Annotated in this window: 21 protein-coding genes and 1 other annotated feature; of the genes, 6 read left to right on the top strand and 15 right to left on the bottom strand. The window is 37.6% G+C overall.

All coding sequences use genetic code 11. The features are described 5' to 3' along the window. Positions 1-73: 73 nt before the first annotated feature. From K4422_RS12295 to rlmH, 4 genes are all read right to left on the bottom strand, one after another. Positions 74-1,405, bottom strand: coding sequence for an FAD-dependent oxidoreductase (locus tag K4422_RS12295; RefSeq protein WP_230711296.1), 1,332 nt, complete (start codon positions 1,403-1,405; stop codon positions 74-76). Between the two features lie 588 nt (positions 1,406-1,993). Then, positions 1,994-2,503 carry a DUF1456 family protein gene (locus tag K4422_RS12290; protein WP_230711295.1) on the bottom strand — a complete coding sequence of 170 codons (510 nt, stop codon included), beginning with the start codon at positions 2,501-2,503 and terminating at the stop codon, positions 1,994-1,996. Positions 2,504-2,823: 320 nt separating this feature from the next. Continuing rightward, positions 2,824-3,417 (bottom strand): zinc ribbon domain-containing protein, encoded by a 594-nt coding sequence (locus K4422_RS12285; RefSeq protein ID WP_230711294.1) that lies wholly within the window; start codon positions 3,415-3,417, stop codon positions 2,824-2,826. A 345-nt stretch (positions 3,418-3,762) separates the two neighbouring features. Beyond that, entirely contained in the window at positions 3,763-4,242 is a 480-nt protein-coding gene (rlmH, locus tag K4422_RS12280; RefSeq protein ID WP_230711293.1) for a 23S rRNA (pseudouridine(1915)-N(3))-methyltransferase RlmH, read from the bottom strand. Between the two features lie 365 nt (positions 4,243-4,607). Between rlmH and K4422_RS12275 the strand changes: the two genes are divergently transcribed. After that, positions 4,608-5,870 (top strand): S1C family serine protease, encoded by a 1,263-nt coding sequence (locus tag K4422_RS12275; protein ID WP_206903630.1) that lies wholly within the window; start codon positions 4,608-4,610, stop codon positions 5,868-5,870. 115 nt (positions 5,871-5,985) lie between these two features. Here the strand turns inward: K4422_RS12275 and ytpR are convergent, their stop codons facing one another. The 4 genes from ytpR to pepA form a co-directional block, all read right to left on the bottom strand. Then, positions 5,986-6,594 carry a YtpR family tRNA-binding protein gene (gene ytpR / locus K4422_RS12270; RefSeq protein ID WP_230711292.1) on the bottom strand — a complete coding sequence of 203 codons (609 nt, stop codon included), beginning with the start codon at positions 6,592-6,594 and terminating at the stop codon, positions 5,986-5,988. Between the two features lie 91 nt (positions 6,595-6,685). After that, a complete protein-coding gene (locus K4422_RS12265) occupies positions 6,686-7,153 on the bottom strand; it encodes a universal stress protein (protein WP_230711291.1) in 468 nt (155 codons plus the stop codon). A 15-nt stretch (positions 7,154-7,168) separates the two neighbouring features. Further along, complete coding sequence (locus K4422_RS12260; RefSeq protein ID WP_206903627.1) at positions 7,169-7,489, bottom strand: thioredoxin family protein; 321 nt, start codon at positions 7,487-7,489, stop codon at positions 7,169-7,171. Between the two features lie 101 nt (positions 7,490-7,590). Next, positions 7,591-8,670 (bottom strand): glutamyl aminopeptidase, encoded by a 1,080-nt coding sequence (gene pepA / locus K4422_RS12255; RefSeq protein WP_230711290.1) that lies wholly within the window; start codon positions 8,668-8,670, stop codon positions 7,591-7,593. A 215-nt stretch (positions 8,671-8,885) separates the two neighbouring features. On the opposite strand from pepA, the gene K4422_RS12250 reads away from it, so the two are divergent. Further along, entirely contained in the window at positions 8,886-9,233 is a 348-nt protein-coding gene (locus tag K4422_RS12250) for a PepSY domain-containing protein (RefSeq protein ID WP_206903625.1), read from the top strand. Between the two features lie 103 nt (positions 9,234-9,336). Here K4422_RS12250 and K4422_RS12245 read toward each other — a convergent pair whose 3' ends face one another. Beyond that, the gene (locus K4422_RS12245) at positions 9,337-10,419 is read right to left on the bottom strand and encodes a hypothetical protein (RefSeq protein ID WP_230711289.1); all 1,083 of its coding nucleotides are present in this window, start codon (positions 10,417-10,419) and stop codon (positions 9,337-9,339) included. 377 nt (positions 10,420-10,796) lie between these two features. Here K4422_RS12245 and K4422_RS12240 point away from each other — a divergent pair, with 377 nt between their 5' ends. Further along, positions 10,797-11,519, top strand: a complete 723-nt coding sequence (locus K4422_RS12240) for a hypothetical protein (protein ID WP_230711288.1) — start codon at positions 10,797-10,799, stop codon at positions 11,517-11,519. Positions 11,520-11,682: 163 nt separating this feature from the next. Here K4422_RS12240 and pepV read toward each other — a convergent pair whose 3' ends face one another. Further along, entirely contained in the window at positions 11,683-13,107 is a 1,425-nt protein-coding gene (gene pepV, locus K4422_RS12235; protein ID WP_206903623.1) for a dipeptidase PepV, read from the bottom strand. Positions 13,108-13,463: 356 nt separating this feature from the next. On the opposite strand from pepV, the gene K4422_RS12230 reads away from it, so the two are divergent. Further along, positions 13,464-14,288 (top strand): NAD(P)H-hydrate dehydratase, encoded by an 825-nt coding sequence (locus tag K4422_RS12230; protein WP_230711287.1) that lies wholly within the window; start codon positions 13,464-13,466, stop codon positions 14,286-14,288. A gap of 177 nt (positions 14,289-14,465) precedes the next feature. Here K4422_RS12230 and K4422_RS12225 read toward each other — a convergent pair whose 3' ends face one another. From K4422_RS12225 to aspS, 4 genes are all read right to left on the bottom strand, one after another. After that, positions 14,466-16,829: a phosphoketolase family protein gene (locus tag K4422_RS12225; protein WP_230711286.1), complete on the bottom strand. Its 2,364-nt coding sequence runs from the start codon at positions 16,827-16,829 to the stop codon at positions 14,466-14,468. A gap of 243 nt (positions 16,830-17,072) precedes the next feature. Then, complete coding sequence (locus K4422_RS12220; RefSeq protein ID WP_230711285.1) at positions 17,073-18,962, bottom strand: acyltransferase family protein; 1,890 nt, start codon at positions 18,960-18,962, stop codon at positions 17,073-17,075. Positions 18,963-19,020: 58 nt separating this feature from the next. Then, positions 19,021-19,896: a YitT family protein gene (locus tag K4422_RS12215; protein ID WP_206903619.1), complete on the bottom strand. Its 876-nt coding sequence runs from the start codon at positions 19,894-19,896 to the stop codon at positions 19,021-19,023. A gap of 153 nt (positions 19,897-20,049) precedes the next feature. Further along, complete coding sequence (aspS, locus tag K4422_RS12210; protein WP_230711284.1) at positions 20,050-21,822, bottom strand: aspartate--tRNA ligase; 1,773 nt, start codon at positions 21,820-21,822, stop codon at positions 20,050-20,052. Between the two features lie 71 nt (positions 21,823-21,893). Further along, positions 21,894-22,099, bottom strand: a binding site (T-box leader). 340 nt (positions 22,100-22,439) lie between these two features. Here aspS and K4422_RS12205 point away from each other — a divergent pair. After that, positions 22,440-23,378, top strand: coding sequence for an aldo/keto reductase (locus K4422_RS12205; protein ID WP_206903617.1), 939 nt, complete (start codon positions 22,440-22,442; stop codon positions 23,376-23,378). 59 nt (positions 23,379-23,437) lie between these two features. Beyond that, the gene (locus tag K4422_RS12200) at positions 23,438-23,866 is read left to right on the top strand and encodes an acyl-CoA thioesterase (protein WP_206903616.1); all 429 of its coding nucleotides are present in this window, start codon (positions 23,438-23,440) and stop codon (positions 23,864-23,866) included. A 285-nt stretch (positions 23,867-24,151) separates the two neighbouring features. On the opposite strand, the gene K4422_RS12195 is transcribed toward K4422_RS12200, so the two are convergent. Continuing rightward, a complete protein-coding gene (locus K4422_RS12195; protein WP_206903615.1) occupies positions 24,152-24,616 on the bottom strand; it encodes an S-ribosylhomocysteine lyase in 465 nt (154 codons plus the stop codon). Positions 24,617-24,665: the final 49 nt, after the last annotated feature.

Genomic DNA, 24,665 nt, shown 5'->3' with positions numbered 1-24,665 from the left:
AGTAATAATTCTCCTTTTGAGTGTTCCTCTTCACGAATGCTATACCCAATTTTTCAAAGTAAATTTAATTTGTTTACTTCAAAACATCATTTAACGCTTCACTCATGGTTGGATGTGAATAAATATGATCACGCAATAATGTATAAGGCAGTTTGCCCTTCATTGCTAAGGCGATCAAATTAATGACTTCGTGGGATTCTTCAGCATAAATACTTGCACCTAATATTTGGTTAGTCTCAGGATCAACCAGAACTTTAAAAATACCTTTTGGATCTTCTAAAACTTGTGCTTTAGGCACTCCAGCAGACATGAATTTGAATAATTTATACGCAATGCCCTTTTTTTTAGCCTCTTTTTCAGTTAAGCCAACATTAGACAACGGTGGCGTAATAAAGACACTATAAGGAACAACTTCACGATCAGAGACTCGGCGCTTTTTCTCTCCAATCAATTGATCCAAAATAATCCGATAATCATCTAAGGAAATATAAGTAAATTGCAAGCCGCCTTTAACATCCCCAATTGCCCAAACATCTTTTGCTGTTGTCTGCAGTAGATCATTGACGACAATAGCACCACGATCATCGACTGAAATTGTTGTGTTTTCCAAACCTAGTTCTGCAGTATTTGGTTTTCGACCAGTTGCAGCTAAAACTTTATCCGCAACAACTTTTTTCATCTCGCCATTTTCTGTGAAGCTAATTTCAACGGTAGCGTCTTTGTCTACTACTTGATCGACCGTTACACCTAAGTGAAACTCAATGCCTGCGTTCGTTAAATCACGATAGATCATTTCTGAGATATCGTCATCTTCGCGTGGAATAAATTCAGTATGCGCATCTAAAACGATAACTTTACTACCATAACTAGCAAACATTGAAGCAAACTCTAAACCGATATAACCAGCCCCAATAATGACCAGTGTTTCTGGTAATTTTTCCTGATCCATTGCGCTGGTGGAATCAAGCAGGTATTTACTTTGTGCCAACCCAGCAATAGGCAAGATAATCGGCAACGCACCGGTATTAATGAAGATCTTTTCCCCTTCAACCTGCATTTTTGTGCCATCTGGTAAAGCGACTTCTAAAATGTGGTCTGAAATAAAACGCGCCGTGCCATCTAGCACTACGCCTGTGGCTTCATCAGCAATCATATGATAATTTTTATTACGTAACATTTTCGTTAGTTTTTCTTTATGTTCCACAGCAGTGACGAAATCCATCTTCTTTTCGCCATTTAAAATAAGTGATTTTGACGGAATACACCCGATATTAATACACGTTCCACCATACATTCGTTGTGATTTTTCAATAACTAAAACCGATTGTCCTTTTGCAGCTAACGTTTTTGCCAGTGTTTTACCACCTTTTCCAAAACCAATAATAATATTTTCATATTTTTCCATAGCGCGCCTCCAATAATTTTTTGTACCAATCGGTAGGTATATTTTGATTATAGTTGTCCTTTTATGCAGATGTAAAATGATTGAATTGTGAAATATCCATTTAATAGACTAAAATTTTCGCTTGGCGCGGGGTTTATAACAAGACCACGCACTAACACATAAGATCCTTTTCTATTTTTCTACTATGCTTAGGCTACGCGCAAATTTCCAATCATAGCTAAGCCTCACCAAATGAAGTATTGGACTTTTGGGTATCATTTCCGTTTTTTTACATGCTTACTTTTCTTTATGCTTTTCGATGGGCAATTATTAGTTCGCCTAATTTCAAAATAAGGTTCAACTGAAATTCAAGAGTAATAAAAAACTTAATTAAAAAAACTCCTACAAAATAATCCTGACAACAAAAATACTAAGCTTACAAGGTCAGCCAATTGATGGTAAGCTTCCTTGTAAGCTTAGTATCTTTTTATTATTTTTATAGTATGAATCAGTCTAGAATATCTTTCAAATGAACTTTCGATTTCAAGAAAAATAGACCCGTCATTATCGGTACTACCTAATGACGGGTCCTCTTTATCAATTTTTCTACTACTTTCTTCTATTATAAATTCCCAATCCTTTAAGAAAATTACGCATATATTTATCGCCACAAGACTTAAAGTTCCGTTGTCCTTCTTTTCGTAAAAAAGCGCCGATTTCTCCTTTTGACGGGTAAAGCTCAACCTCCGCAAAAATAGCTAAGATATCTTCAGTCGTCATTGAAAGTGCGATTTTCAACTTTTTCAGTAAGACATTATTGATATGTTTAATTTCCTTACTCTTTTGTGGTGTGTCTGCTGTTGCCGGTTTATCTTTTTGCGGACCCCGGGCTAAAAGAATCAAGCCGTTTAAGAAAGCATCAAAAACTTGATTATTGATGGCTTTTTCGTAGACATTTTTTTCTGCATTGTCTTCGTGTTTTTCTTGAATTTTTGTCAGCATCGCCCGGGCTTCTTCTTTGGTCACAGGGTGCTCACCGAGTTCAAAAGCTTTAATTAAATCAGCATCTTTAAGGTCGATTGCATAACGCAACCGTAATAATCGATCGTTATTGTTCATTTGTTCCTCCAAATTATTTTCTACGTTACCTCAAGAAATAAAACAGCACATATTACCAGCAGCGCTAAAATGCGGCATCTACAAGGCTATCCATAATTCTCATAAGTCTTCATAACTATAGCACACTTACACGCGCTTAGTTTTTGCAAGTAATTATGTTTTAGGTGATTTTTAGCATCCCGAAATCTAATGAAACAAAATCTTTATACGTACATTTCCCAAAAGATAATTTTTATCGTTGACCTTCATTCATTAAGAAAAAAATTTTACTTTTTAAATGTTTAAATCCCGTCTAATAATCTCTAGTCCTACAATCGCTACTAAATAATTTCAATATTAGTCTCTATTTTGTCTACATTCAAATTAAAGTTTTGCAGCAGTTGGGCTAAAAACTCAAGTGGAAAATCAGAATCTAGCTGTTCTGAGTCGACACGAATAGAGTTACCATCTTGATAATCTACTGTGAGAATGGCAACTTCTGTTATCTTTCTCTTACTATTTCCCTTTCTTTCAACGCTATATGCTACATCCACTATTCCTTCGTATGGTATTTTCACAGAATTCTCAAGCATTCCCCGCACAAAGACTTCGGTACCTGTGAATACCGCTCCCGTTTTTCCTTTTTTAAAAAGGGCCGTATTCATGATTCCAAGAATTAATGCGGGATTAGTATCTCTAGCTATTGTTTTTGATGCTGTAAGCAATGTTTTTTCAGCAATATTCGGTATGACACTAGTCTCTTCAATCCCCGATTTGGCTAAAGTTCTTTTAATATAGACAACAGAAGAAACTTTGGTTACTGCTACCCCAGGAAATGTTGCTTTTTCATTTTGAGCCAGAATTTTGTAACCACACTCTGGACAAAATTTTGCCCCCGCTATCACCTTACTCCCACATTCTGGACAATATTTCATATAAAAACACCTCGTTTTCCTAGTTGTATTTTAATCTCATTGTATCAAGTAAGCGAAGTCATTACTACTCAAAACACTATTTTATCAGCTTCTGGACGTCTCGTTATTCTTCAATAAAAAAGTTCAGGACCACACTTTAAAATGTAATCCTGAACTTTCGTAAATGAAATATCGGTTGTTTTCACAGCAGATTTTTTATTATTATCTTTTCGTTTATAAACAATCATGCATAACTTCTTTTTTAATAAAATCCATTTATCTCCGTGTTAAATTACGCAAGCCCTGCTACCTTAGCGATACTGCCATTTTCTAAATAAAATTCCTCATTACAGGATTTAAATAGCCTCATTTATGATACGGCTCCCCGTTATTAATCCGAAAAGCACGATATATTTGCTCCACTAAAATTAAACGCATCAACTGATGAGGATAGGTCATTTTGCCAAAGGAAATTTGCGTGTCACTTCGCTTTATAACCGCTGGACTTAGGCCCAAAGAGCCACCAATTACAAAAACAAAACTGCTTTTTCCTTGGACCATCAATTGTGAAATTTGTTTGGCAAATGCTTCGCTAGTTGGATTTACACCTTCAATTGCTAGTGCAAAAACATAGTCTTGTTCTCTAATTTTAGCTAAGATCCGTTCGCCCTCTTTTTCTTTGACTTGCATCATTTGCGCATCGCTTAAGTTTTCGGGTGCTTTTTCATCGGGCACTTCAATTAATTCAATTTTTGTATAGCCTCCTAGACGTTTCATGTATTCCTGAATGCCCTGGACCAAATATTTTTCTTTTAATTTACCGACTGCAATAATTCTGATTTGCATGTTTTACCTCTTTTCCCCAAGTGTTAATAAGTCTGTTTTAGTTTACCACAAAGTTTTACACACGCGTTTTTCTTTTCGCTAAATATTTATTACGCAAAAACGCCGGATTGCCCCCACTAAACCCATGCAAACATACGTTTCAACACTTTTATCCACATTGTTCACAAGTCTGTGGATAACTAATCCCCAAGTACTCTTAAAACGAGATAACAACCGTTTGAAACACCAAAAGATAAATTTTCGCCATTTGTGAAATATTTCATACCAACTTCTTCATATTTTTTTCAAAGTCTATAATTAGACTAAACTCAGCAATAAATCATATACTATAATTATAAGAATTCCACATTAAGGGGGAAATGGACATGCAAAGAAAAAAATCAAAAGGCACACTTAGCCGCTTTTTAGTCGGACTATTGGGTGGTGTCTTAGGTGCTGTATTAGTAGGTGGTGGTTATCTACTGGCCACTGGCGCAGATTTACAACCGAATAATACTGCCACCGAACAAACGACTACTGCAAGTGGCGACACAAAAGTCTCGAACGTTAAGGTCAATGCCGAGACAGATATAACCTCAGCTGTTAATAAGGTTCAAGATGCGGTCGTCTCTGTCATTAACTTACAAAAGCAACAAGCCTCATCAGATAATCCTTTTGGTGATCTTTTTGGTCAAGGGCGCTCTGAGTCTGAATCAGAAAGTGATAGCGAATCAGGTGGTTTACAAGCTGTCGGCGAAGGTAGCGGCGTCATTTACAAAAAAGATGGCAAAACAGCTTATGTGGTTACCAACAATCACGTTGTTGAAGGACAAGATGGCTTGGAAGTTGTTTTAAAAAATGGTGAAAAAATCAAGGCTGAATTAGTTGGAACCGATAGTTATACTGACTTAGCTGTTTTAAAAATTAATAGTGATAAGGTTGACAAAACAGCTACTTTTGGTGATTCATCTGCGTTAAAAGTTGGCGAACCTGCAATCGCGATTGGTTCACCACTAGGTTCACAATATGCAAACTCCGTAACATCTGGGATTATTTCTTCATTGAATCGCCAAGTGTCAGATTCTCAAACAGGTGTCAATATTAGTGCGATTCAAACCGATGCGGCAATTAATCCAGGTAACTCAGGTGGTCCTTTAGTAAATATCGCCGGTCAAGTAATCGGGATTAACTCAAGTAAAATCGCTTCAACAAATTCTTCAAGCTCTGATATTAGTGTCGAAGGGATGGGCTTTGCCATTCCAAGTAACGATGTAGTCTCCATTATCAATCAACTTGAGAAAAATGGTAAAGTTATTCGTCCAGCACTTGGTATTACGATGGTTGACTTATCTGCTGTAACGTCACAACAACAAGAACAAATCTTGAAAGTACCAAATACTGTTAAAAATGGTGTCGTTATCACTTCTGTTCAAAATGCTACTCCTGCAGAACAAGCTGGCTTAAAACAATACGATGTCATCACAAAAATCGATGGCAAAGAGGTTGACTCAAGTTCTGATTTACAATCAGCTTTGTATAAGAAAAAAGTTGGCGACTCCATTGAAATTACTTACTATCGTGGTAGTAAAGAACACACAACAAAAGTTTCGCTAACCATCGATCAATCAGCTTTAAAGCAAAATAACTAATTTAAACAGGAACCCCCCGTAGCGAGTGGCTGCGGGGGGTTAGTTTTTTTCTAAAACAATCTTTTCAGCAAAAAGGGAGCTTCTCACCAAAATGTGAAAAGCTCCCTTTTTACTTTTAAGCTAGTTTAAATTCGCTGCCAACAACAGCATCTTGCCCTAATTCTAAGATACCTTTTTTCTGTGGTGCATTGGGTAATGCCAATTCGCTAGCAGAACAGATCATGCCATAGCTTTCTACACCCCGTAATACACCCGGCCAAATTAGCATTCCATCAGGCATCATTGTACCAGGTTTAGCAACTACAACTTTCAGCCCTTCGCGAATATTGGCTGCACCGCAGACAATTTGCAAGACTTCCCCATCATCGACCTTAGTTTCTGTAATCGATAGGTGATCGCTATCTGGATGTGGTACACAACTTTCGACAAAACCAACAACAAAATGTGGTTTGTGATCATAAGGTAGCTTTTCACTAAAACCAGAAATTGCTAATTTTTCATTTAGAAGATCAATTTGTTCATCTGTTAGTGAAATGGCCCCATTGCCAGTTAATGCTAAAAATTCAGAAACGTGGAAAAAATTCCAACCGACAATTGTACCTGCGCTATTTTTAATTTGCGCAATATTGAATTTTCGTTCAACAGTTTGTTCTAATCCCTTGTCGTCAGCCATCATTACTAATAAAGTATCGCCAACATGGGCTTTGTTGTATGCAAAAATCACAACGTTTCCTCCTCAAAATAACTCTTTAAAAAAATTTGTAGCCAATCGTCTTAACTACCGCTAGCTATCTTACCAAAAAAGAAGGGAGCCGTCATGCTTTTTCGTTTTTTTCTTCATAAGTTACGACTAAAACATCACATGGAGCTTCTCGGATAACAAAACTTGCTACACTGCCAGTCATAAAACGTTCCACTGCATTCAAACCTGATTGTCCCACCATCACCAAATCAATCGCATATTTTTCCGGTAATTGTTGGGCCATTGCACTTTTGGCTGAACCATAAGCGATAATACCTTCGATATTGGTAAAGTCAACGGATTTCCCATATTCCTTACATTCTTCGATCAACAACTTGGCGGTATTGGTTTCTTGATCAACAATATTTTGATTTAAAGAACTATAGCCCATTAAGACTGGTACATTTTGTTGAATGACATTAGCAACATAAACTTTACCGTTATTACGCCGCGCAACTTCCACTGCTTTTTGAAAAGCTTGGGTTGCTTGTTCTGAACCGTCAATACCGACTAAAATATTTTGATACGCCTGTCCACTCATGATAATCTCCCCTTTTTATGCTTGTGGTAAGCTGTTTAGAAATTCTTCAATTTCTCCTTTGGTTTTACGATCTTTATTTACTAGGCGCCCCAATTCTTTACCGTCTTTAACGGCTACTAAACTGGGAATGCCAAAGATATTCCATTTTGCAGCAACATCAATGTATTCATCACGATCGACTTCAATAAATTTAAATTGGGGAAAATCCGCCTCAATTTCTGGTAACGCTGGCTTAATAAAACGGCAATCACCGCACCAATCAGCAGTGAAGAAAAAGACGTTTTGTCCCTTATCTACATAGGTTGCTAATTCTTCTAAATTCTTTGGAATAATCATAGTATCTCCTTTTTACATTTTACATAGTCTAAATAATGCTGCTAATCAAAAGTAACTTCTTATTATAGCGTTATAGCAAACTTTTCGTTAACTACTACCGGTTATTTGCCGTCAACAATTGTAGCTACTGTACTTTTATCTAGTCCTTTTAATGTTTGAATTAACATTTCACGGGCCGCTTCAAAATCGGCAATACTAAACATTGTTTGGTGCGTATGAATGTAACGACCGCAAACGCCGATAACTGTACTAGGAACACCTTCATTTGTTGTATGGGCTGCCCCAGCGTCTGTTCCACCTTTTGAAACAAAGTATTGATAAGGAATATTGTGGGTCGTAGCGGTATCTAATAAATATTCTTTCAAGCGAGGCAACATAATCAAACCTGGATCATAAATACGCATTAACGTCCCTTCACCCAAGTGACCGAATGTCCCATTTTTTGTAACGGTGTCATCTGCCGCAGAACAGTCTACCGCAAAGAACAAATCTGGTTTAAATTTAGAAACAGAAGGTTTTGAACCTCTTAAACCGACTTCTTCTTGCACATTGGCACCAGCAATTAAAGTATGACCTAGTTTTTCATTTTGCAAAGCTTCCAATGCTTCTAAAACAAGTGTACAGCCGTAGCGGTTGTCCCATGCTTTACTAATAATATTTTTGCCGTTGGCAGTTTTAATCGTTTCAACTTGCGGTACAATTGTGTCCCCTGGTAAAACGCCATATTCTAAAGCTTCTTCTTTTGAAGCAAAACCAGCATCAAATAAAATACTGTCGACTGAAACATTTTGTTGTCCGCTCGTTCCTCTTAATAAATGTGGCGGAACAGAGCTAGAGATACATGGATAGTTGTGGCCTGTTGACGTCTTTAAAGTAAAACGTTGTGCTGAAACAACGTAAGGATTCCAACCACCTAATGGAACAACTTTAAATAAGCCAGTTGCCGTAATTTCTGTCAACATGAACCCGACTTCATCCATATGGGCTGCCACCATTACCCGTGGTGCATCTTCATCTTCGTTGTGACGGATACCAAAAAGTCCGCCTAAACCATCTTGTTGCACTTCATCCACAATAGGTGTCATTTTTTCTTTCATGTAGGCTCTGACTTCATGTTCAAAGCCACTTGTTCCTTGTAGTTCTGTTAGTTCTTTAATGCGTGCAAATGTTTTTTCTTCCATCTATTTACGCCCGGAGGCTAACCCTTCTTTCATAAAAAATCTTTACGTGCCTATTATAGCATAACAAATCCTAAGCAAAATCCATTCGTTTCGAAAGTAGTTTTTTCTATGTATTTTTTTACTTTGTGATAAAATGAAAGTGGATAATGAAAGAAGATACGCTCTGGAAATTAACAACCGAAATTACTGGATGAAAAAGTATAGGAGGGCGCCGAATGAACAACGAAAATGAATTTTCATATTTTAAAGGCGGACTGGCGCTGGGAATGGGTGTTGGTCTAGTTGGCGGGATGGCTTCTGCCTTTTGGCTGCAAAAAAAAAGAACATTGCGCGCAGATGATGTGTTGCAAATCGTAAAAGAAGAGTTTTTAAAAGAAGGTCCAATCGAAGGTTCTTGGATTAACTTCGAGAAACAACCTTTACGAAAGTTCGCCATTCATTCAGAAGGCTACGAAGGCGGCATTACACGTTTAGAAGACGAGCAGTTAGTGACCTATGAATTTTTGGCCGATGCAAAAACCGGAACGGTCTTAGATGTTCAACGCGTGAAAATTAGCGACTAATAATCATTGGGTGCAATTTGCCCAACTAAAAAAACGACTATGTATGCCTGTGGGCACTGTAGTCGTTTTTTATTTTGTCGCCCGTTTAAATGTGGAGTGTGCTTTATTTTGCTACTAAAGATTGCAACAATGTTTTTATATCTAATTGTAAAGCATACTCGACATTTTTATTGGTATGGCTTCGGTAAGCTTTGGCGCCACTTTCAAACATCGCAAACAGATCATCCCCATCTGCTGTAATTTGCTCCAAATAAGGTGGAAAATCTAAAATCAATTTAGCGGAGGCTGGGCTAAAACCACCGACTGTATCTTGCAAGTCAAAAACATACAGTTTACTATTGTGACTGCCAAAAGATTGGGACATCAACATATAATTTTTCCAATAGGTAATCCCTTGAATTTTTTTCAAGATTTTCTCTGTATCCTCTGTTTGTAAATCATCTACTGAACCTAAATCATTTAAATTTTGTGTTTTACTAACAACAGAAATCAGATCCCCATTAGGAGCAAAAGGAAATAGCCCTAATTTACCTTGCTGATGATTGGAAAAATAGCCTACGACTAAAAACGGATCCAAATAAGCCAAAAGTGAAGCTTTAGGGATATCGCCTACTGGGATGACGGTATCATATTTGATGGGCCGCAGACTAAGATTAGCGTCATAAGCTGTCATCGTTTCTTTTAACAATAAGGACAGACTAGCATGTTTTTTTGTTTCAGTAGCCAGCCAAAGCTGTTGCTCTTTGGCGCGATAAACTAAACCCCCTAAGTGTGGTTTACCTGGCACAATAATCGTCTGTACCCAATCTTTGGTTGCGCGATCTAAAACTTGTACCACAGAATGATGTTCATGCAAGTGGCAATATTCACTGATATAAATTTCAGTGCCGCTGACCGCAATTCCTTGGGGCGTTAGATCATGACAAGTTTCTTTCTTCCCTGTTTTTAAATTAATACTCTCACCTGTAAACAAGCCAGGAATAGGATACATTTTTTCTTTTTCATCTTTTTGTTTAGTTAAAGCTTGAAAGACAGCAGGATAAGCTTCGATAATTTTCAATTGCTGTGTTTTGGTCCGCTGCGTGTTCAGTAGCGCTGACTCTTCTTGATGATACTTTGTATACCAAACCCCGCCTAGTAATACTATCAACACAATTCCTATAATAAACCAGCTACGCTTTTTCATCTAATCCTCCTCTCCCGACAAAATTCATAAATAAAAGAAAAACACCCGAACAAAAATGATTTGCGCAAATTCAAACGCAATAAAATGCAGCTTTACTTAAAAAGTACATCTTCTTTTTGTCCCAGTGTTTTCAAACAAGCAGGCTAAGATTTTAACCTCTTAATTTTTAATTTATTTTGCCAAGCGATAAATCGCACACTACGACAATTACTATTATACCAGCTTTTTTCAGTATCAAAAAATGAAACATCACACTAAAATCACACCGAGAAAATTCTCTGGACAAAATTTTTTTGATGTCAAAATAATTAATGGCTTTTATTATATCATCCCCCACTATGCTATAATTGAGACATTAGAAAGAGAGTTGATAAATAATGGAAAACAGAAGCCAGCATCATAAACACAACAAAAATAAGGGTTTAATCTTTATGGTAATTATGTTAACTATTATTTGTGTGCTTTTGGTTTTATTCATTTTAAATACTCTTGGTAAGAAAAATGAAACTGCATCCACTGAAACGAACAACAGCTTAGACACAACAGTTACCAATTCGACTACAACAAGTTTAGCAATAACAACAACTCAAACATCTAGTAAAACTGAAGAAACTATTCCATCAACAAGCTATGATAAGTCTATAGACAATTCCTTTAGAATTATAGCCGAGGATACTAGTAAATTTGGAATTGATTTTAGTGTTTTTGAAAATAATAAGGTATTAAAAGGGGCATACAAAGATGCCCAGTTAGAACTTTCTTTGGCTGCTGATGATTCAATTAATTTGAGGGTAATGGTGCCAGCTAATAATATTACAGGTCAACGGAGTGCAGGAGAAGGTAATTACTCAATAGAAAAGACTAATGCAGAAATAGATATAATTAGCTCTAATACTCTAACAAAAAGAACCGTCAAAGTATTTACTAAACTGCTAAATCCAGCAACTGTGTTAAGAGATATAGTTGGAATATCAGAATTTTTCAATGATTATCATTTGTACGAACGTCAAGGCTACTTATTCTACAATAAAGACGGAGGTATTAGTTTAGCACTTAAAAGATCAGATAACTATGGTTTCGCAGAAATAAGTTTGATTTAAAAAATATGTAAAAACTGCGGTGTGATATTGGTGAAATCCCCCAAAAAAATCACACCGCAGTGTCTTTTATTATAGTTTTCTTTCGTAATTGATAAAATTGATTCATTGCTTTATCAATGCTTTGGACGGACAACAAACAACAGAAAATTATTAAACAGATATTTTACTTCGCCAAGCGATAAATCGCATCGGCGTATATGGCTGTTGCACGCAATAAATCGTCTAATGTCATAAATTCATTTGCTTGGTGCATGGTATCCACATACCCTGGGAACATTGCCCCATAAGCTACGCCACGTTCTAACAAGCGGCCATAGGTGCCACCACCAATGATTTTTTCATGACCTTTTTCACCAGTGTGATCTTCGTAGACTGACAATAATGTCGCTACCAATGGATCATCTTCTGGTACGTAATGTGGTAACATATTGCGTTCGTTATGGGTAATAGAAGCACCTTGCATACCTAAATTACCATCAATTGAAATTTCCAAACCTTCTGCTGTGATACCTTTTGGATACCGGAAGTTCATGGCGATAAAATTATCAGCCTGGAAACCGTCAGTGCTTTCTTTAAAAGCAAACAAACCAGCATTCATCGTAAGTTTGCCCATTTTTTCATCTTCATAAGCTACGCCTAATTTTTCACCGTAGAAATCTTCATGAATAATCGTGCCTGCTACGTGTAAGAATTGTTTTGCTCCGCCACCAAATTTGAATTGGTCTAAGAATAATGCCAAGAAAGTTCCCGCATTTATCCCAGATTGTGGGCTAGCACCGTGGGCACTTTTACCCACTAATTCCAATGAAGCTTCGACGCCTTCAACTGTAATTGTTCCTGTAACAGGATTTTTTTCTACAAAGTCATAGAACGCTTTTTCCATTTCTAGGGCTGCTTTGTCATTTGGCAGAATAACTTTGGCATTTGCTGCACCAGGAACCATGTTTTCTCTTAGCCCGGCAGCAAAACTCTTCAAGCGATATTCTCCTTCATTATTGCCATGGAAATGTGCCCCTAAGGTAATATTTCCCTTTTCACCATTAATAATTGGAAATTCAGCATCTGGTGAAAAGCCAAAATCTGGTTTTTCTTCGTGTTCAAAATAGTAATTCATATCGCCCCAGCCTGATTCTTCATCAGAACCAACAACAAAACGAATTTTTTTGCTCAATGGCAATCCTAAGTCACGAACAATTTTCATACCGTAATAAGCTGCCATGCTTGGCCCTTTATCATCAGAAGAACCGCGGGCAAAAATTTTCCCGTCTTTTAATTCTGGTTCATAAGGATCTGTTTGCCAACCATCACCAGCTGGTACCACGTCCATATGGCCAAAGATACCAAGGGTTTCGTCCCCTTCACCAAATTCAATATGACCAGCATAGTTATCAACATTTTTAACTGTAAATCCGTCTCGTTCACCATAAGCCAGCATATGTTTTAAAGCATCTCGTGGTCCGGGACCAAAGGGTGCATCCGCTGTTTTTTTGTTGTCATCTCTTTCACTGTTAATGCGAAGTAAGTCGAATAAGTCTTTTAATAAGTCGTCTTTTCTAGCTTCGACTTCTTTTTGCCAATTGATTTCCATCTGCATTTCCTCCTGACGATTACGCGACTTAGATTTAAATAGGTGCATTCAAAATCGTTTGTCTTCGTATAAAGCTTCGTTATTTTCCCAACCATCATACCACTTTTAAAGGCTTTTTGACAAAGGATGGCGATTGATTTTTGGTAAGGGGGAAAAGATTCGTTATAATGAACTAAAAGAAGATCTAACAAAAAAATTAATCCTAAGAAATTTTTTCCTATTCATTTTAAAATTCTAAGAAACTTATTGCATATTTCACGCAAAATTTTACTTACTTTTCATCATAGCAAGTAGGTTTTACAATTTTCAAACAACACTGCTTAAAAAGCTGTCAATAACTACCAAAGGAGTAAAAAATGGAGACTTTAACTGAAGAAATTTTAACGACCGTTATAAAAAAGCGACCTGCAATTTCCCATAAAGGAACTTTTGGTCGTGCAGTTTTAATTGGCGGCAATGCCCAGTATGGTGGCGCCATAATCATGAGTGCAGAAAGTTGTCTCAAAAGTGGAGCAGGTCTGGTAACAGTCATTACCGCAAAAGAAAATCACGCTCCTCTGCACGCCCGCTTACCTGAAGTCATGGTACTTGATTGGAACGAACCAAAAGCTCTGCGTACAATTATTGAAAGTGCTGATGTTCTCTTAATTGGCCCTGGTCTCGGATTAGAAGAACATAGTCTCGCTTTATTAAAATTTGTCTTGAGCCGACAAGAAAAACAGTGGCTAGTCATTGATGGATCGGCTATCAGTTTATTCGCCCATGAAAAATTAACGCTGCCTCACCCTGACAAGACTGTTTTCACCCCTCATCAAATGGAGTGGCAACGTCTAAGCGGGATTGCTATTGCAGATCAAAATGAAATAACCAATCACACCTATCAAAAAAAATTAGCTGCCACAATTGTTGTAAAAAGCCACCGTACAGAAATTTATACAAACAAAAAGAATTATCGGTGTCCTTTAGGTAATCCCGCCATGGCTACTGGTGGTACCGGTGACACATTAGCTGGCATTATTACAAGTTTTCTAGCACAATTTGCAGCAAAAGACGCTGCTGTTTGCGCCGCTGTTTATCTTCATAGCTACATTGGTGATTTGCTTTCTGCCAAAAATTACGTCGTTTTACCGACAACTATCAGTGCCGCTATCCCTCGGTACATGCACCATTTCAGTAATTAACTAATTTATTTGCTTCATTTTCCAATAAATGAAAAAAGACTGGACTAATAATAAAAAATACCGACCTCCAGAAGTTAGATTTTTGGTCTAACTTTTGGGGGTCGGTACAATTTGGTCTTATCTTTTTTATTTATACATCACAAAAAAAGATACTTCTGTACAATTCATTTATTACGACTACAATTCTTCCCAGCGCCAGTTTTCAACTTCTGGAATATCTACGCCATTAGCACGAACATAGTCGTGGTGATAATTCAGTGTATCTGTCATTTTTTGGACAAATTCAGCGCTTTTAGAACCATAAACTGCCCGTGCAGCATCTTGTGCAACATGGAAACGATCCATTTCAGAGAATACACGCATATCAAAGGGCGTTGTAATATCGCCATTTTCCCGATAGCCGTGGATGTGTAGATTACGATTTTCACGATCAAAGAAGATATCGCGAATCAAACCTTCATAACCGTGGAAGCAAAATACGATTGGCTTATCTTTGGTAAAATAACTGTTGAATTCTTCTGTCGTTAAGCCCCGCTTATCAACAGCTGGATGACGTAATTTCAACAAGTCAACGACATTGATAAAGCGAATCTTCAAGTCGGGAAAATCTTTGTGCAAAATCGTTATCGCTGCTAAAGCTTCCATGTTTGGTTCAGTACCTGCTGCGGCAATGACAACATCAGGACTTTCATCTCCATCTGTTGAGGCCCATTCAATAATCTTCAAGCCATCTTTCACCAATATTTCTGCTTCTTCCACCGAATAAAACTGCGGACGGGGATGTTTAGAAGACACGATTAAATTGATTTTTTCTGCCGAGGCGAGTGTTTTTGCCATTACTGCCATTAAGGTATTGGTATCAGCTGGTAAATATTCCCGAATAAATTCCGGTTTTTTCTCAGCTAAATGCGTTAAAATTCCCGGATCTTGGTGGGTATAGCCATTGTGATCTTGTTGAAAGGCAGTCGAACTAGAAATCAAATTCAAAGAAGGATATTGTTTTCGCCAAGATTGTTCATGGGCTTTACGCATCCATTTGAAATGTTGAGTAATCATAGAGTCCACCACACGCAAGAAAGCTTCATAGGAGGCAAAAAAGCCATGTCTTCCTGTTAATACATACCCTTCTAAGAATCCTTCACTTTGATGTTCTGACAATTGCGAGTCAATTACTCGTCCAACTGGTGCTAACCATTCGTCATATTTAGGCTTTTCTGGTTCCAACCATTGGCGATTTGTGACATCAAATATTTCATTTAAGCGATTCGATTTTGTTTCATCTGGACCAAAAATTCTAAAATTATGCGGGTTAGCTACGATTAAATCACGCGCAAATTTACCAAATTCAATCATATCTTGGGCGGTTATTGCACCATGGGTGGCCGTATCAATAGCATACTTATGCCAATCTGTTATTTTTAATGGTTGCGGATCAAGACCACCGTTTGTAATTGGATTGGCTGACATTCGTTTTTTTCCTTTGGGAGCTATTTTACGAATTTCAGCTTTAATTGTTCCATTTTCATCAAACAATTCTTCTGGGCGATATGATTTTAACCATGTAACCAGTGCCTTACTATGATCCATATGATTACCATCAACTGGGATAGGAACTTGGTGCGCCCGAAAACTGCCTTCGATTGCCTCGCCATCCCATTCTTTTGGCCCGGTCCAGCCTTTTGGTGTGCGACAGATAATCATAGGCCAATGCGGCATGACCGCTTGTTCAGCTTTACCTTGACGAGCCTTTGTTTGGATCTCCTTAATTTTTTCGATGGCGTTATCCATGACTTTAGCCATTTGTGGATGTAGAGTTTCAGGATCATCGCCACTGATAAAAATAGGCGCCCAACCCATTCCTTCAAAATATTTTTGTAAGTCTTCATCTGTTTTTCGCGACAAAATTGTCGGATTAGAAATTTTAGCCCCATTTAGATGTAAAATTGGTAAGACAGCCCCATCATTAACTGGATTAATAAAGACATTTGAAAACCACGATGTTGCTAGCGGCCCTGTTTCTGCCTCTCCGTCTCCCACGACGGTAGCGGCAATAACTTCTGGATTATCTAAAATAGCGCCTGTTGCATGGGACAACGAATAACCTAACTCGCCACCTTCATGAATAGAACCTGGCGTTTCTGGTGCTGCATGAGAAGCAATCCCGCCTGGAAATGAGAAAATCTTGCACAGTCTTTTTAAACCAGCTTCATCCTGCGTAACTTCTGGATAAATTTCTGAATAACTTCCATCAATATAAGAATTTGAAACCATTACCTGACCGCCATGACCAGGACCTTCAATGTAGAACATATTCAAATCATATTTATTGATTACCCGATTTAAATGGGCGTAAATAAAATTTTGACCTGCAATTGTTCCCCAATGACCGATGGGGTGAACTTTAACATCTTTTTTGGTCAGTTCATCTTTAAGTAACGGATTGTCCTTTAAATATATTTGTGCAACTGAAATATAATTTGCCGTACGCCACCATGCATCAACTTTTGCTAAATAAGCTTTTGAATCATAATCTACTGTCATTGTTATGCTCCTTTTAATTAAGTTTTCTGCTAGATTTCTTTAGTAAAGATACGCTTATTACTTAAAAAGTACATCTCTTTTCTTGGCTTTTGTCAAAGCTGTTTACCATTTAATGGTACCACAATCCATTCATAAAGATGTTTTCAACGTCTTTATCACTTAAGTAAAAAACTCCCTTTACCAAGCCGATCAGTTAATACTGATAAATACTTGGATAAAAGGAGTTTTCTTTCTTATTTCAGTTTAGGCTTTAATTAAACTGTCCACCATTAGTTTTACATAACTGGTTAACCCATCTGGATTGATGTGGGTGCCATCTTCATAAAACCACTCACCATGGTTGATACTATAATCATACCAATCAATGATTGTTAAGTTTTTATATTGCTTTGCCATTTTGGTCAAAGCTGCATTAACTGTACCTTGTGTTCGAACAGTCGGGGCACGCATATTGATCCAGTAAACTTTGCGGTCTTTCCCCATTACATTCATAATGTCGGCAAATTGTTGGTCTGTAAATGGACTGTTGGTCCCAAGACCAATAATGACTGTATCATGTAACAATTTATCATCTTTTAGTTTTTGCAGTAAATCTACGCTAGCATAGACCTGCCGATTAATTTCAGCGTCTACTACTGAATTCGGGAACATTTCATTTAAACCTGCTGCTGCGCCTAACATGACCGAATCACCAAAGAAAGTAAATTTCGCCGCATCAGATTTTTTTACTTGTTGGTCTGTGACACCATATTTCTTGGCTAATTCTAAATGTTGTTCTGCTTGTTTTGCGGTGGCTTCTTTATCTTGACTTCCGCTAGTTGAGCTTTCAGTTGTCTTTTCTTTTGCAGTTTTTTTCGATTCAGCGGCAATCTTGCGATTGGCTAAGATCTGTTCTTTCATTCTTTGCTGATTAGCATCTACGTGATTTACCGGCGCAATAACTAAACCTACCAGTGTAATTGCTAAGATGGCAATAGTTGGGATTAGCGCTGGTTTCTGGCGACTTAAGATTGGTTTTTTAAACCAGCCTTTGACTGTCTGCCAAGTTTTACTGTAGTCAAAGTTTTTTAATGGCTTTTCAAAGAACTGATACGATAGTTCACTCAAAAGCATAATTAAAAAGATTTCAACTATCGTGTGTAGCAAAACATTGTCTGCTAAGTTTTTTATTTTTGCTTCATAAAAAATCATGACCGGATATTGATACAAATAAATCCAATAACTCCGACTGCCAATGTAGCTAAAAATCGGATTGGTAAGCCATTTGTTTAAGCTGGCACCAGGATGTACCACGACGGCCAGCAACAAAACACATAAGATACTGATTAAAAAGAAGCCGCCATAATACAAAAATTTACTTTGATCACTTAAGAAAAAGAAACTCAAAATCAAAAGGAGTAAAGAACCTAATCCCACCCCATTTAATAAGCGTTTGGCTTCGCGGGGAATTTTTTCTTTTAAATGATTCGAAGGCCAAATGAATGCTAACGCACTACCTAACCAAATTCCAAAGACACGGGTATCCGTCCCATAGTACACCCGTGTTGGATCGCTACCAGGCTTAAATAAAATCGCCATCCAGATTGCCGAAGCAATAGCACCAATCACAATGGCAATAAAAATCTTCCCTCTTTTTTTCAAAAGCAACATCAATATAATAAATATAATGGGCCAAATTAAATAGTTTTGAGCCTCAACAGCGGTGTACCAAATATGGGTAAAAGGCGATTCATTGTTGAAGCGGTCAAAATAAGAAGCGCCATTATTGATTTGCCACCAGTTATTGAAAAATAATAGGCTACTAAAAAATACGCCTCGTAAATTATTCAAGAGGTTACGTTGAAATAACGTAATATACGCAGTGGAAAGCACCATTACCAACGCTAAGTTGGGCCACAGACGCTTTAATCGTTTTTTGTAAAAGGTCAGTAAGCGAATCTTCCCAGTTGCTTGCCACTCTTGATTTAAATGATCGGTAATCAAATAACCTGAAATTGCAAAAAATATCGCTACCCCTAAATAGCCGCCTTTTACTTTATCAGGCAAAAGGTGATAAAAGATAACGCCTAAAACAGCCAAGGTGCGCACACCATCAAGGCCGGTAATGTATCTTCGTTTTGTTTTTTGTTCCATGACTTCGCCACTTTTCAAAATAAATTCTTGTAGATTATTTCCTTTTTTATCTTGCTATTTATAATTCTTCTTCATAAAAACGTCCTAAAATTTGAACATTTTCGGCAATACTCACAAAGGCCTTCGGATCAGATTCACGCATAGCCTGTCGTAATAATGGTAGCTCAAAGCGTGTACACACAGTTAAAAGCACCGTCTGTTTATCGTGTTTATAAGCGCCTTCTGCCTCATTAATAATAGTAATTCCCCGGCGCATTTTATCTTGAATATGATGAATAACCGCATCTGGGTGACGGGTAATAATGGTCACCTGCATTTTCTTTTGCTTGGTAAAAACGGCATCAGTGACTTTGCCACTAACAAAAATAGCGATGGCACTATATAAAGCATATTGCCAGCCAAAGAGTAAGCCTGCAGCAAACATAATCAAAATATTAAAGATAATGGAAATTGATCCCACCGTCTTACCGGTCTTTTTTTGGATGGCAATACTGACAAAATCCAAGCCCCCAGAAGATAGACCACTTCTTAGTGCATAGCCAATTCCAGCTCCCATGACGGCACCACCGAAAATAGCACAGACAATTGGATCTGTAGTTAAAACTTCTTCTGGCATAATCTGCATAAACAGTGAGGTCAATATAACTGTAATCCCGGTAAAAATCGTAAACTTATGGCCTACCTTATACCAGCCAACTAAAAATAATGGCAGATTTAAAATCAATAAATTTGCCGAAACCGGCAGATGAAAGCCTAATAAATCTTTAGATAGTGTCGTGATGATTTGGGCTACCCCAGTAATCCCACTAGAATAAATTTTCCCCGGCTGGTAAAAAAAGTTCACCGCAATTGAGGCTAAAATTGCGTAAACCACTGAAAACGAAAACTTTTGCAAATAGTCAGTAAAATTGACTTTTTGCGCAATATTTTTCATGATAAAAAAGCTCCTTATGCCTTTAACTAAGAGGCCAGCCAAATCAATGCACAACACAATAATTCAACTTTCTTCTCGCTGTGTACATTATACGAAGTCTAGCCCAAAAAGAAAAGGACAACCCACCAAAGTGAGCGTCCTTTTAAGATTCTTTTAGTCTTCTTCTGTAGCGGTCACATCAATACTTAATTCAAACAACTGCAAAGGTGAAACCGTGCTTGGTGCTTGCGTCATTGGATCGGCTGCTTTCCCATTTTTTGGAAAGGCAATGACTTCGCGAATATTGTCTTCTCCTGCCAACAACATAACAAAACGATCTAAGCCTAATGCGATACCGCCAAGTGGTGGGAATCCGTACTCTAGGGCATCTAGTAAGAAACCAAATTGTTCTTGCATTTCCACTCGACCAAAACCTAGTGCTGCAAACATTTTTTCTTGTAATTCACGTTCATGAATACGTAACGAGCCGCCACCTAATTCATAACCATTTAAAACAATATCATAGGCCTGGGCATATACTTTAGTTGGGTCGGTTGTTAAATATTGAATATCTTCTTCTTTTGGTAAAGTAAATGGATGGTGCGCAGAAACATAGCGCCCTTCTTCTTCACTGTATTCAAATTGTGGCCAGTCTGTAATCCACAAGAAATTAAATTTACTTTCATCAATTAGCCCTAATTCTTTGGCCATTTTATTACGAACAGCCCCCAAAGCAGCCGTGACTACATTAAATTGATCGGCACCAAACATAAGCAAGTCTCCAACTTGCGCGTTTGTTGCTTTTATAATTTCTGCTTCTTTTTCGGTTAAGAATTTAGCAATTGGACCTTTTAAGCCATCTTCTTCCACCTTCACCCAAGCTAATCCTTTGGCACCAAATTGACTAACATAATGCGCATAGTTGTCCATATCTTTGCGTGAATATTTGCTGGCAGCACCTTTGGCATTTAATGCTTTAACCACACCACCAGAAGTTAGTGCCATTTGGAAAACTTTGAAATCGACATCTTTTACAACATCGCCTAAGTCCACCAATTCCATTTCAAAACGAGTGTCGGGTTTATCACTACCATAACGATTCATCGCATCATCATAAGTCATGCGTGGAAATGGCAATTTTACATCCATGCCTCTAACTTCTTTCATCACGCGGGCGATCATGCCTTCAGTTAAATCTTGAATTTCTTCAACTGTTAGAAAACTCATTTCCATATCTACTTGGGTGAATTCTGGTTGTCGATCGCCCCGTAAATCTTCATCCCGGAAACAACGGGCAATTTGATAATAGCGATCAAATCCAGCATTCATCAATAGTTGCTTAAATAGTTGTGGTGATTGCGGTAATGCATAAAAATGTCCTGGGTGTACCCGAGAAGGAACTAAATAATCCCGTGCGCCTTCTGGAGTTGATTTACCAAGGTAAGGCGTTTCAATATCCAAGAAGCCATTTTCATCTAAATAATGACGAATTGCTTGGGTAGTTTTATGACGCATGATAATATTTTGTGTCATTTTTGGACGACGTAAGTCAATTGAACGATTTTTCATCCGAATTTCATCGCTAATTTCTTGCTCGTCTTCAATTGCAAAGGGCGGTGTCTTCGCTTTGTTTAAAACTGTAATGTCACTTGCGATAACTTCGAATTCACCGGTTTTCATTTTTGGATTAATTGCTGCTTCATCCCGTAAAATAACTTTACCCGTTACTTCAATTACGTATTCACTGCGACATTTGTCAGCAATTTCCCATGCTGCTTTTGATAATTCGGGATTGAAGACAACTTGCACGATACCTTCTCGGTCACGCAAATCAATAAAAATTACGCCACCTAAATCACGACGTTTTTGAACCCAACCTTTTAATGTAACTGTTTGTTCTAATTCTGCTTTTGAAACTAAACCACAATACACAGTTCGTTTTGCCATTTTTTACCCTCCATAGACACTTTTTTAATCAGTAATTGGCAGTTTTTGAAAAACAAAAAAGCCCTTGTTCTCACAAGGGCGAATTGTTAGTCCACGGTACCACCTAAATTTGAAAGTTAAACTTTCCTCAACACCGATAACGTTGGTGAAACGGAAGCGGCTTTGCACGCGCTCATCTCCAGAATGTCTTTGACAAATAAGACTTAAACTACTTTCAGCCAAGGTAGTTCTCTCTAAAAAGTGACTTATCTGCTACTCTTTCTTTCACTGATTTTAACTATTACTGTTAAGCTACTAGAATTACGTGAAAATGTCAAGATTTTTCAAAAAGCTTTTCAAAAAAATGACGGACTGCGATGAAAAAATGCTGAGTAAACTTTGTTTAGTTCCCAAAAAATAAACGTGAAATTTTTGAAAATTGTTCCGCAAGTTTCTCAAGATTTCGACTTTTCGACTTATTGTTACGAAGAGTTAGTGCTTGCAGCTAGCTTTTTTTCCTCTTTTCAACTATGAACATAAGAAATTAATTTTACACAAGACGTTTCAATTCAGCTTTTTGTCAGATTGATTTAGACTAAAGTAAAGATAGAAAAGTAAACATACAGGAGGTCTTTTTCATGGCAGATGTACAAATTGGTAAATCACAAGTTTACGCATCAACTTTAGGACTTGGCACAAATAAAATTGGTGGTCATAACCTTTTCAAAAATTTAGATGACGAAGTGGGCAAAGAGGTTTTACGCACTGCACTACGCAATGGTGTCACCATGCTAGACACAGCCTATGCTTATGGTTTGGGTCAATCGGAAAAATTAATCGGTGAAGTTCTACAAGAAGATGAATTTGATCGGGCTCGCGTGATTATCGCAACCAAAGCTGCCCATATTCCTGGCAACGAAGACAAAATGGACAATCGTCCCGAATTTTTAAAAAATGCCGTAGAAGATGCTCTACAACGCCTACAAACAGAGTACATTGACATTTTTTACATTCATTTCCCAGATGAAACGACACCAAAAAATGAAGCTGTAAAAGCTTTACATGAATTAAAAGAAGCCGGTAAAATTCGGGCCATTGGTGTTTCTAATTTTTCTTTAGCGCAAGTAAAAGAAGCAAATTTAGACAATTATGTCGATGTTGTTGAAGACAATTACAATTTATTACACCGTAAAGCCGAAACAGAATTGTTTCCTTATTTAGACAAACACCAAATCAGCTTTATCCCTTATTTCCCATTAGCTTCTGGATTGCTATCAGGAAAATATACAGCGGATCAAAAATTTTCTGCTCCAGACCCGCGAAGTAAAAAAGCCGATTTTACCGGCGAACGTTATCAAAAAATTATCGCCACAATGGAAGAGATGAAGATTATCGCTCACCGTAACGATGCCACCGTTTCACAATTAGTTTTGGCTTGGTATTTGAAAAATCCGCATATTGCTGCTGTGATTCCTGGTGCTCGCAATGAAGAACAAATGCGGGCCAATGCAAAAGCAACAGACATTCGCCTCAACAATGACGATTATGAATTAATTGATGATTTATTCCGTTTTTAATATTCTGGTACTTTTTATAAAAGACTGCTATGCTAAATAAAAAAAAGACAGGAGCAACTATGGAGAAATATTCAGGATATGTCCGCAGTCCCCATTATTATGAAACCGACCAAATGCAAATTATCCACCACTCCAATTATATACGTTGGTTTGAAGAAGCTCGTGTTGATTTATTGGAACACTTGGGGCTGCCTTATCACATTTTAGAAGCAAGCGGCATTATCGTCCCGGTACTTGGGGTGAGTTGTCAGTATAAAGATATGATTCGTTACGGTGATACGGTAAAAATTCATGTTTCTGTAGAAAAATACACCGGTACTCGTCTAAATTTTGCGTATCGTATTACACCTGTAACAGATGAAAGTAAAATTTTGACGACAGGTGACAGTCAACACTGCTTCTTGCAAGGAGATTCCGGACGTTTGGTCCACTTAAAAAAAGCAAACCCAGCCTTTCACCAACTATTCAGTGATTATACAGCCCTCTAAAAATTTATTAAAAAAGGACTAGCTAGAAAAATCGAAAGAATCCTTCAGCCCTGAGAGATAAGATCAGAACTTTTTTAAAATTGTTGCTTAATTTTTTGGAAATTTCGCCTTGTTTCTTAAAGTGCTAGTTTGTGAAACAGCCACGGATACAGCTACAATTAATTTCACGGGAAAACTTTATATCTTCTGATTGAAACCAAAACACCGAGATAAGGGAAGTGACGTCCTTGATCTCGGTGTTTTTCACGTAAGCTCTGAACAGCTAAGAGCTTGAGCTTAACTTTTTTATTTTGTAGCAAAAACTTCTGACCACTCATCTTCTTTAGCTAAAAATTCTCGGGCTAAGCTTTTAGCACCTTCCAGCGTATGATTAGCTGCCCAGCCACATTGTTTTTCATTACTTGCGGGCACTTCTGTCGCTTCTAATACATCTTCCATCGTTTTTTTCAAAACACTTAAGATCTCAGCGTAATTATCATGATTTAAAACTGTTAAGTAAAAACCGGTTTGGCATCCCATCGGTGACCAGTCTACAATATAATCGGCATGATTTCGAATTAATTCGGCTGTTAAATGCTCCAAAGAATGCAAGCTTTTCATTTCCATATGTTCTTTATTGGGTTGTTTAAAACGGACATCATACTTAATAATCGTATCGCCATTGCCCCCTGTTTTACGATCAGCAACGCGAACATAAGGCGCGCTTACTTTTGTGTGGTCTAAATTGAAACTTTCAACATTCATCTTCATTGTTGTTACTCCTTTTCATTTAAATTTCCTGAATTTTTGGGGAAGTTTT

Origin of the sequence: Enterococcus sp. SMC-9 (assembly GCF_021011285.1) — a bacterium.
Taxonomy (GTDB): Bacteria; Bacillota; Bacilli; order Lactobacillales; family Enterococcaceae; genus Enterococcus_C; species Enterococcus_C montenegrensis.
The sequence above is the reverse complement of the archived record's forward strand: the minus strand, read 5'-3'. Positions and strand labels throughout refer to the sequence as shown.

What these genes read in the sequence shown, in the direction of transcription:
- K4422_RS12295 (WP_230711296.1), bottom strand. Translation starts at nt 1,405, where the DNA reads ATGGAAAAATATGAAAATATTATTATTGGTTTTGGAAAAGGTGGTAAA.
- pepA (WP_230711290.1), bottom strand. Translation starts at nt 8,670, where the DNA reads ATGGAAGAAAAAACATTTGCACGCATTAAAGAACTAACAGAACTACAA.
- K4422_RS12290 (WP_230711295.1), bottom strand. Translation starts at nt 2,503, where the DNA reads ATGAACAATAACGATCGATTATTACGGTTGCGTTATGCAATCGACCTT.
- K4422_RS12275 (WP_206903630.1), top strand. Translation starts at nt 4,608, where the DNA reads ATGCAAAGAAAAAAATCAAAAGGCACACTTAGCCGCTTTTTAGTCGGA.
- rlmH (WP_230711293.1), bottom strand. Translation starts at nt 4,242, where the DNA reads ATGCAAATCAGAATTATTGCAGTCGGTAAATTAAAAGAAAAATATTTG.
- K4422_RS12245 (WP_230711289.1), bottom strand. Translation starts at nt 10,419, where the DNA reads ATGAAAAAGCGTAGCTGGTTTATTATAGGAATTGTGTTGATAGTATTA.
- K4422_RS12240 (WP_230711288.1), top strand. Translation starts at nt 10,797, where the DNA reads ATGGAAAACAGAAGCCAGCATCATAAACACAACAAAAATAAGGGTTTA.
- K4422_RS12230 (WP_230711287.1), top strand. Translation starts at nt 13,464, where the DNA reads ATGGAGACTTTAACTGAAGAAATTTTAACGACCGTTATAAAAAAGCGA.
- aspS (WP_230711284.1), bottom strand. Translation starts at nt 21,822, where the DNA reads ATGGCAAAACGAACTGTGTATTGTGGTTTAGTTTCAAAAGCAGAATTA.
- pepV (WP_206903623.1), bottom strand. Translation starts at nt 13,107, where the DNA reads ATGGAAATCAATTGGCAAAAAGAAGTCGAAGCTAGAAAAGACGACTTA.
- K4422_RS12220 (WP_230711285.1), bottom strand. Translation starts at nt 18,962, where the DNA reads ATGGAACAAAAAACAAAACGAAGATACATTACCGGCCTTGATGGTGTG.
- K4422_RS12205 (WP_206903617.1), top strand. Translation starts at nt 22,440, where the DNA reads ATGGCAGATGTACAAATTGGTAAATCACAAGTTTACGCATCAACTTTA.
- K4422_RS12265 (WP_230711291.1), bottom strand. Translation starts at nt 7,153, where the DNA reads ATGAGTGGACAGGCGTATCAAAATATTTTAGTCGGTATTGACGGTTCA.
- K4422_RS12260 (WP_206903627.1), bottom strand. Translation starts at nt 7,489, where the DNA reads ATGATTATTCCAAAGAATTTAGAAGAATTAGCAACCTATGTAGATAAG.
- K4422_RS12195 (WP_206903615.1), bottom strand. Translation starts at nt 24,616, where the DNA reads ATGAAGATGAATGTTGAAAGTTTCAATTTAGACCACACAAAAGTAAGC.
- K4422_RS12200 (WP_206903616.1), top strand. Translation starts at nt 23,438, where the DNA reads ATGGAGAAATATTCAGGATATGTCCGCAGTCCCCATTATTATGAAACC.
- K4422_RS12250 (WP_206903625.1), top strand. Translation starts at nt 8,886, where the DNA reads ATGAACAACGAAAATGAATTTTCATATTTTAAAGGCGGACTGGCGCTG.
- K4422_RS12225 (WP_230711286.1), bottom strand. Translation starts at nt 16,829, where the DNA reads ATGACAGTAGATTATGATTCAAAAGCTTATTTAGCAAAAGTTGATGCA.
- K4422_RS12215 (WP_206903619.1), bottom strand. Translation starts at nt 19,896, where the DNA reads ATGAAAAATATTGCGCAAAAAGTCAATTTTACTGACTATTTGCAAAAG.
- K4422_RS12285 (WP_230711294.1), bottom strand. Translation starts at nt 3,417, where the DNA reads ATGAAATATTGTCCAGAATGTGGGAGTAAGGTGATAGCGGGGGCAAAA.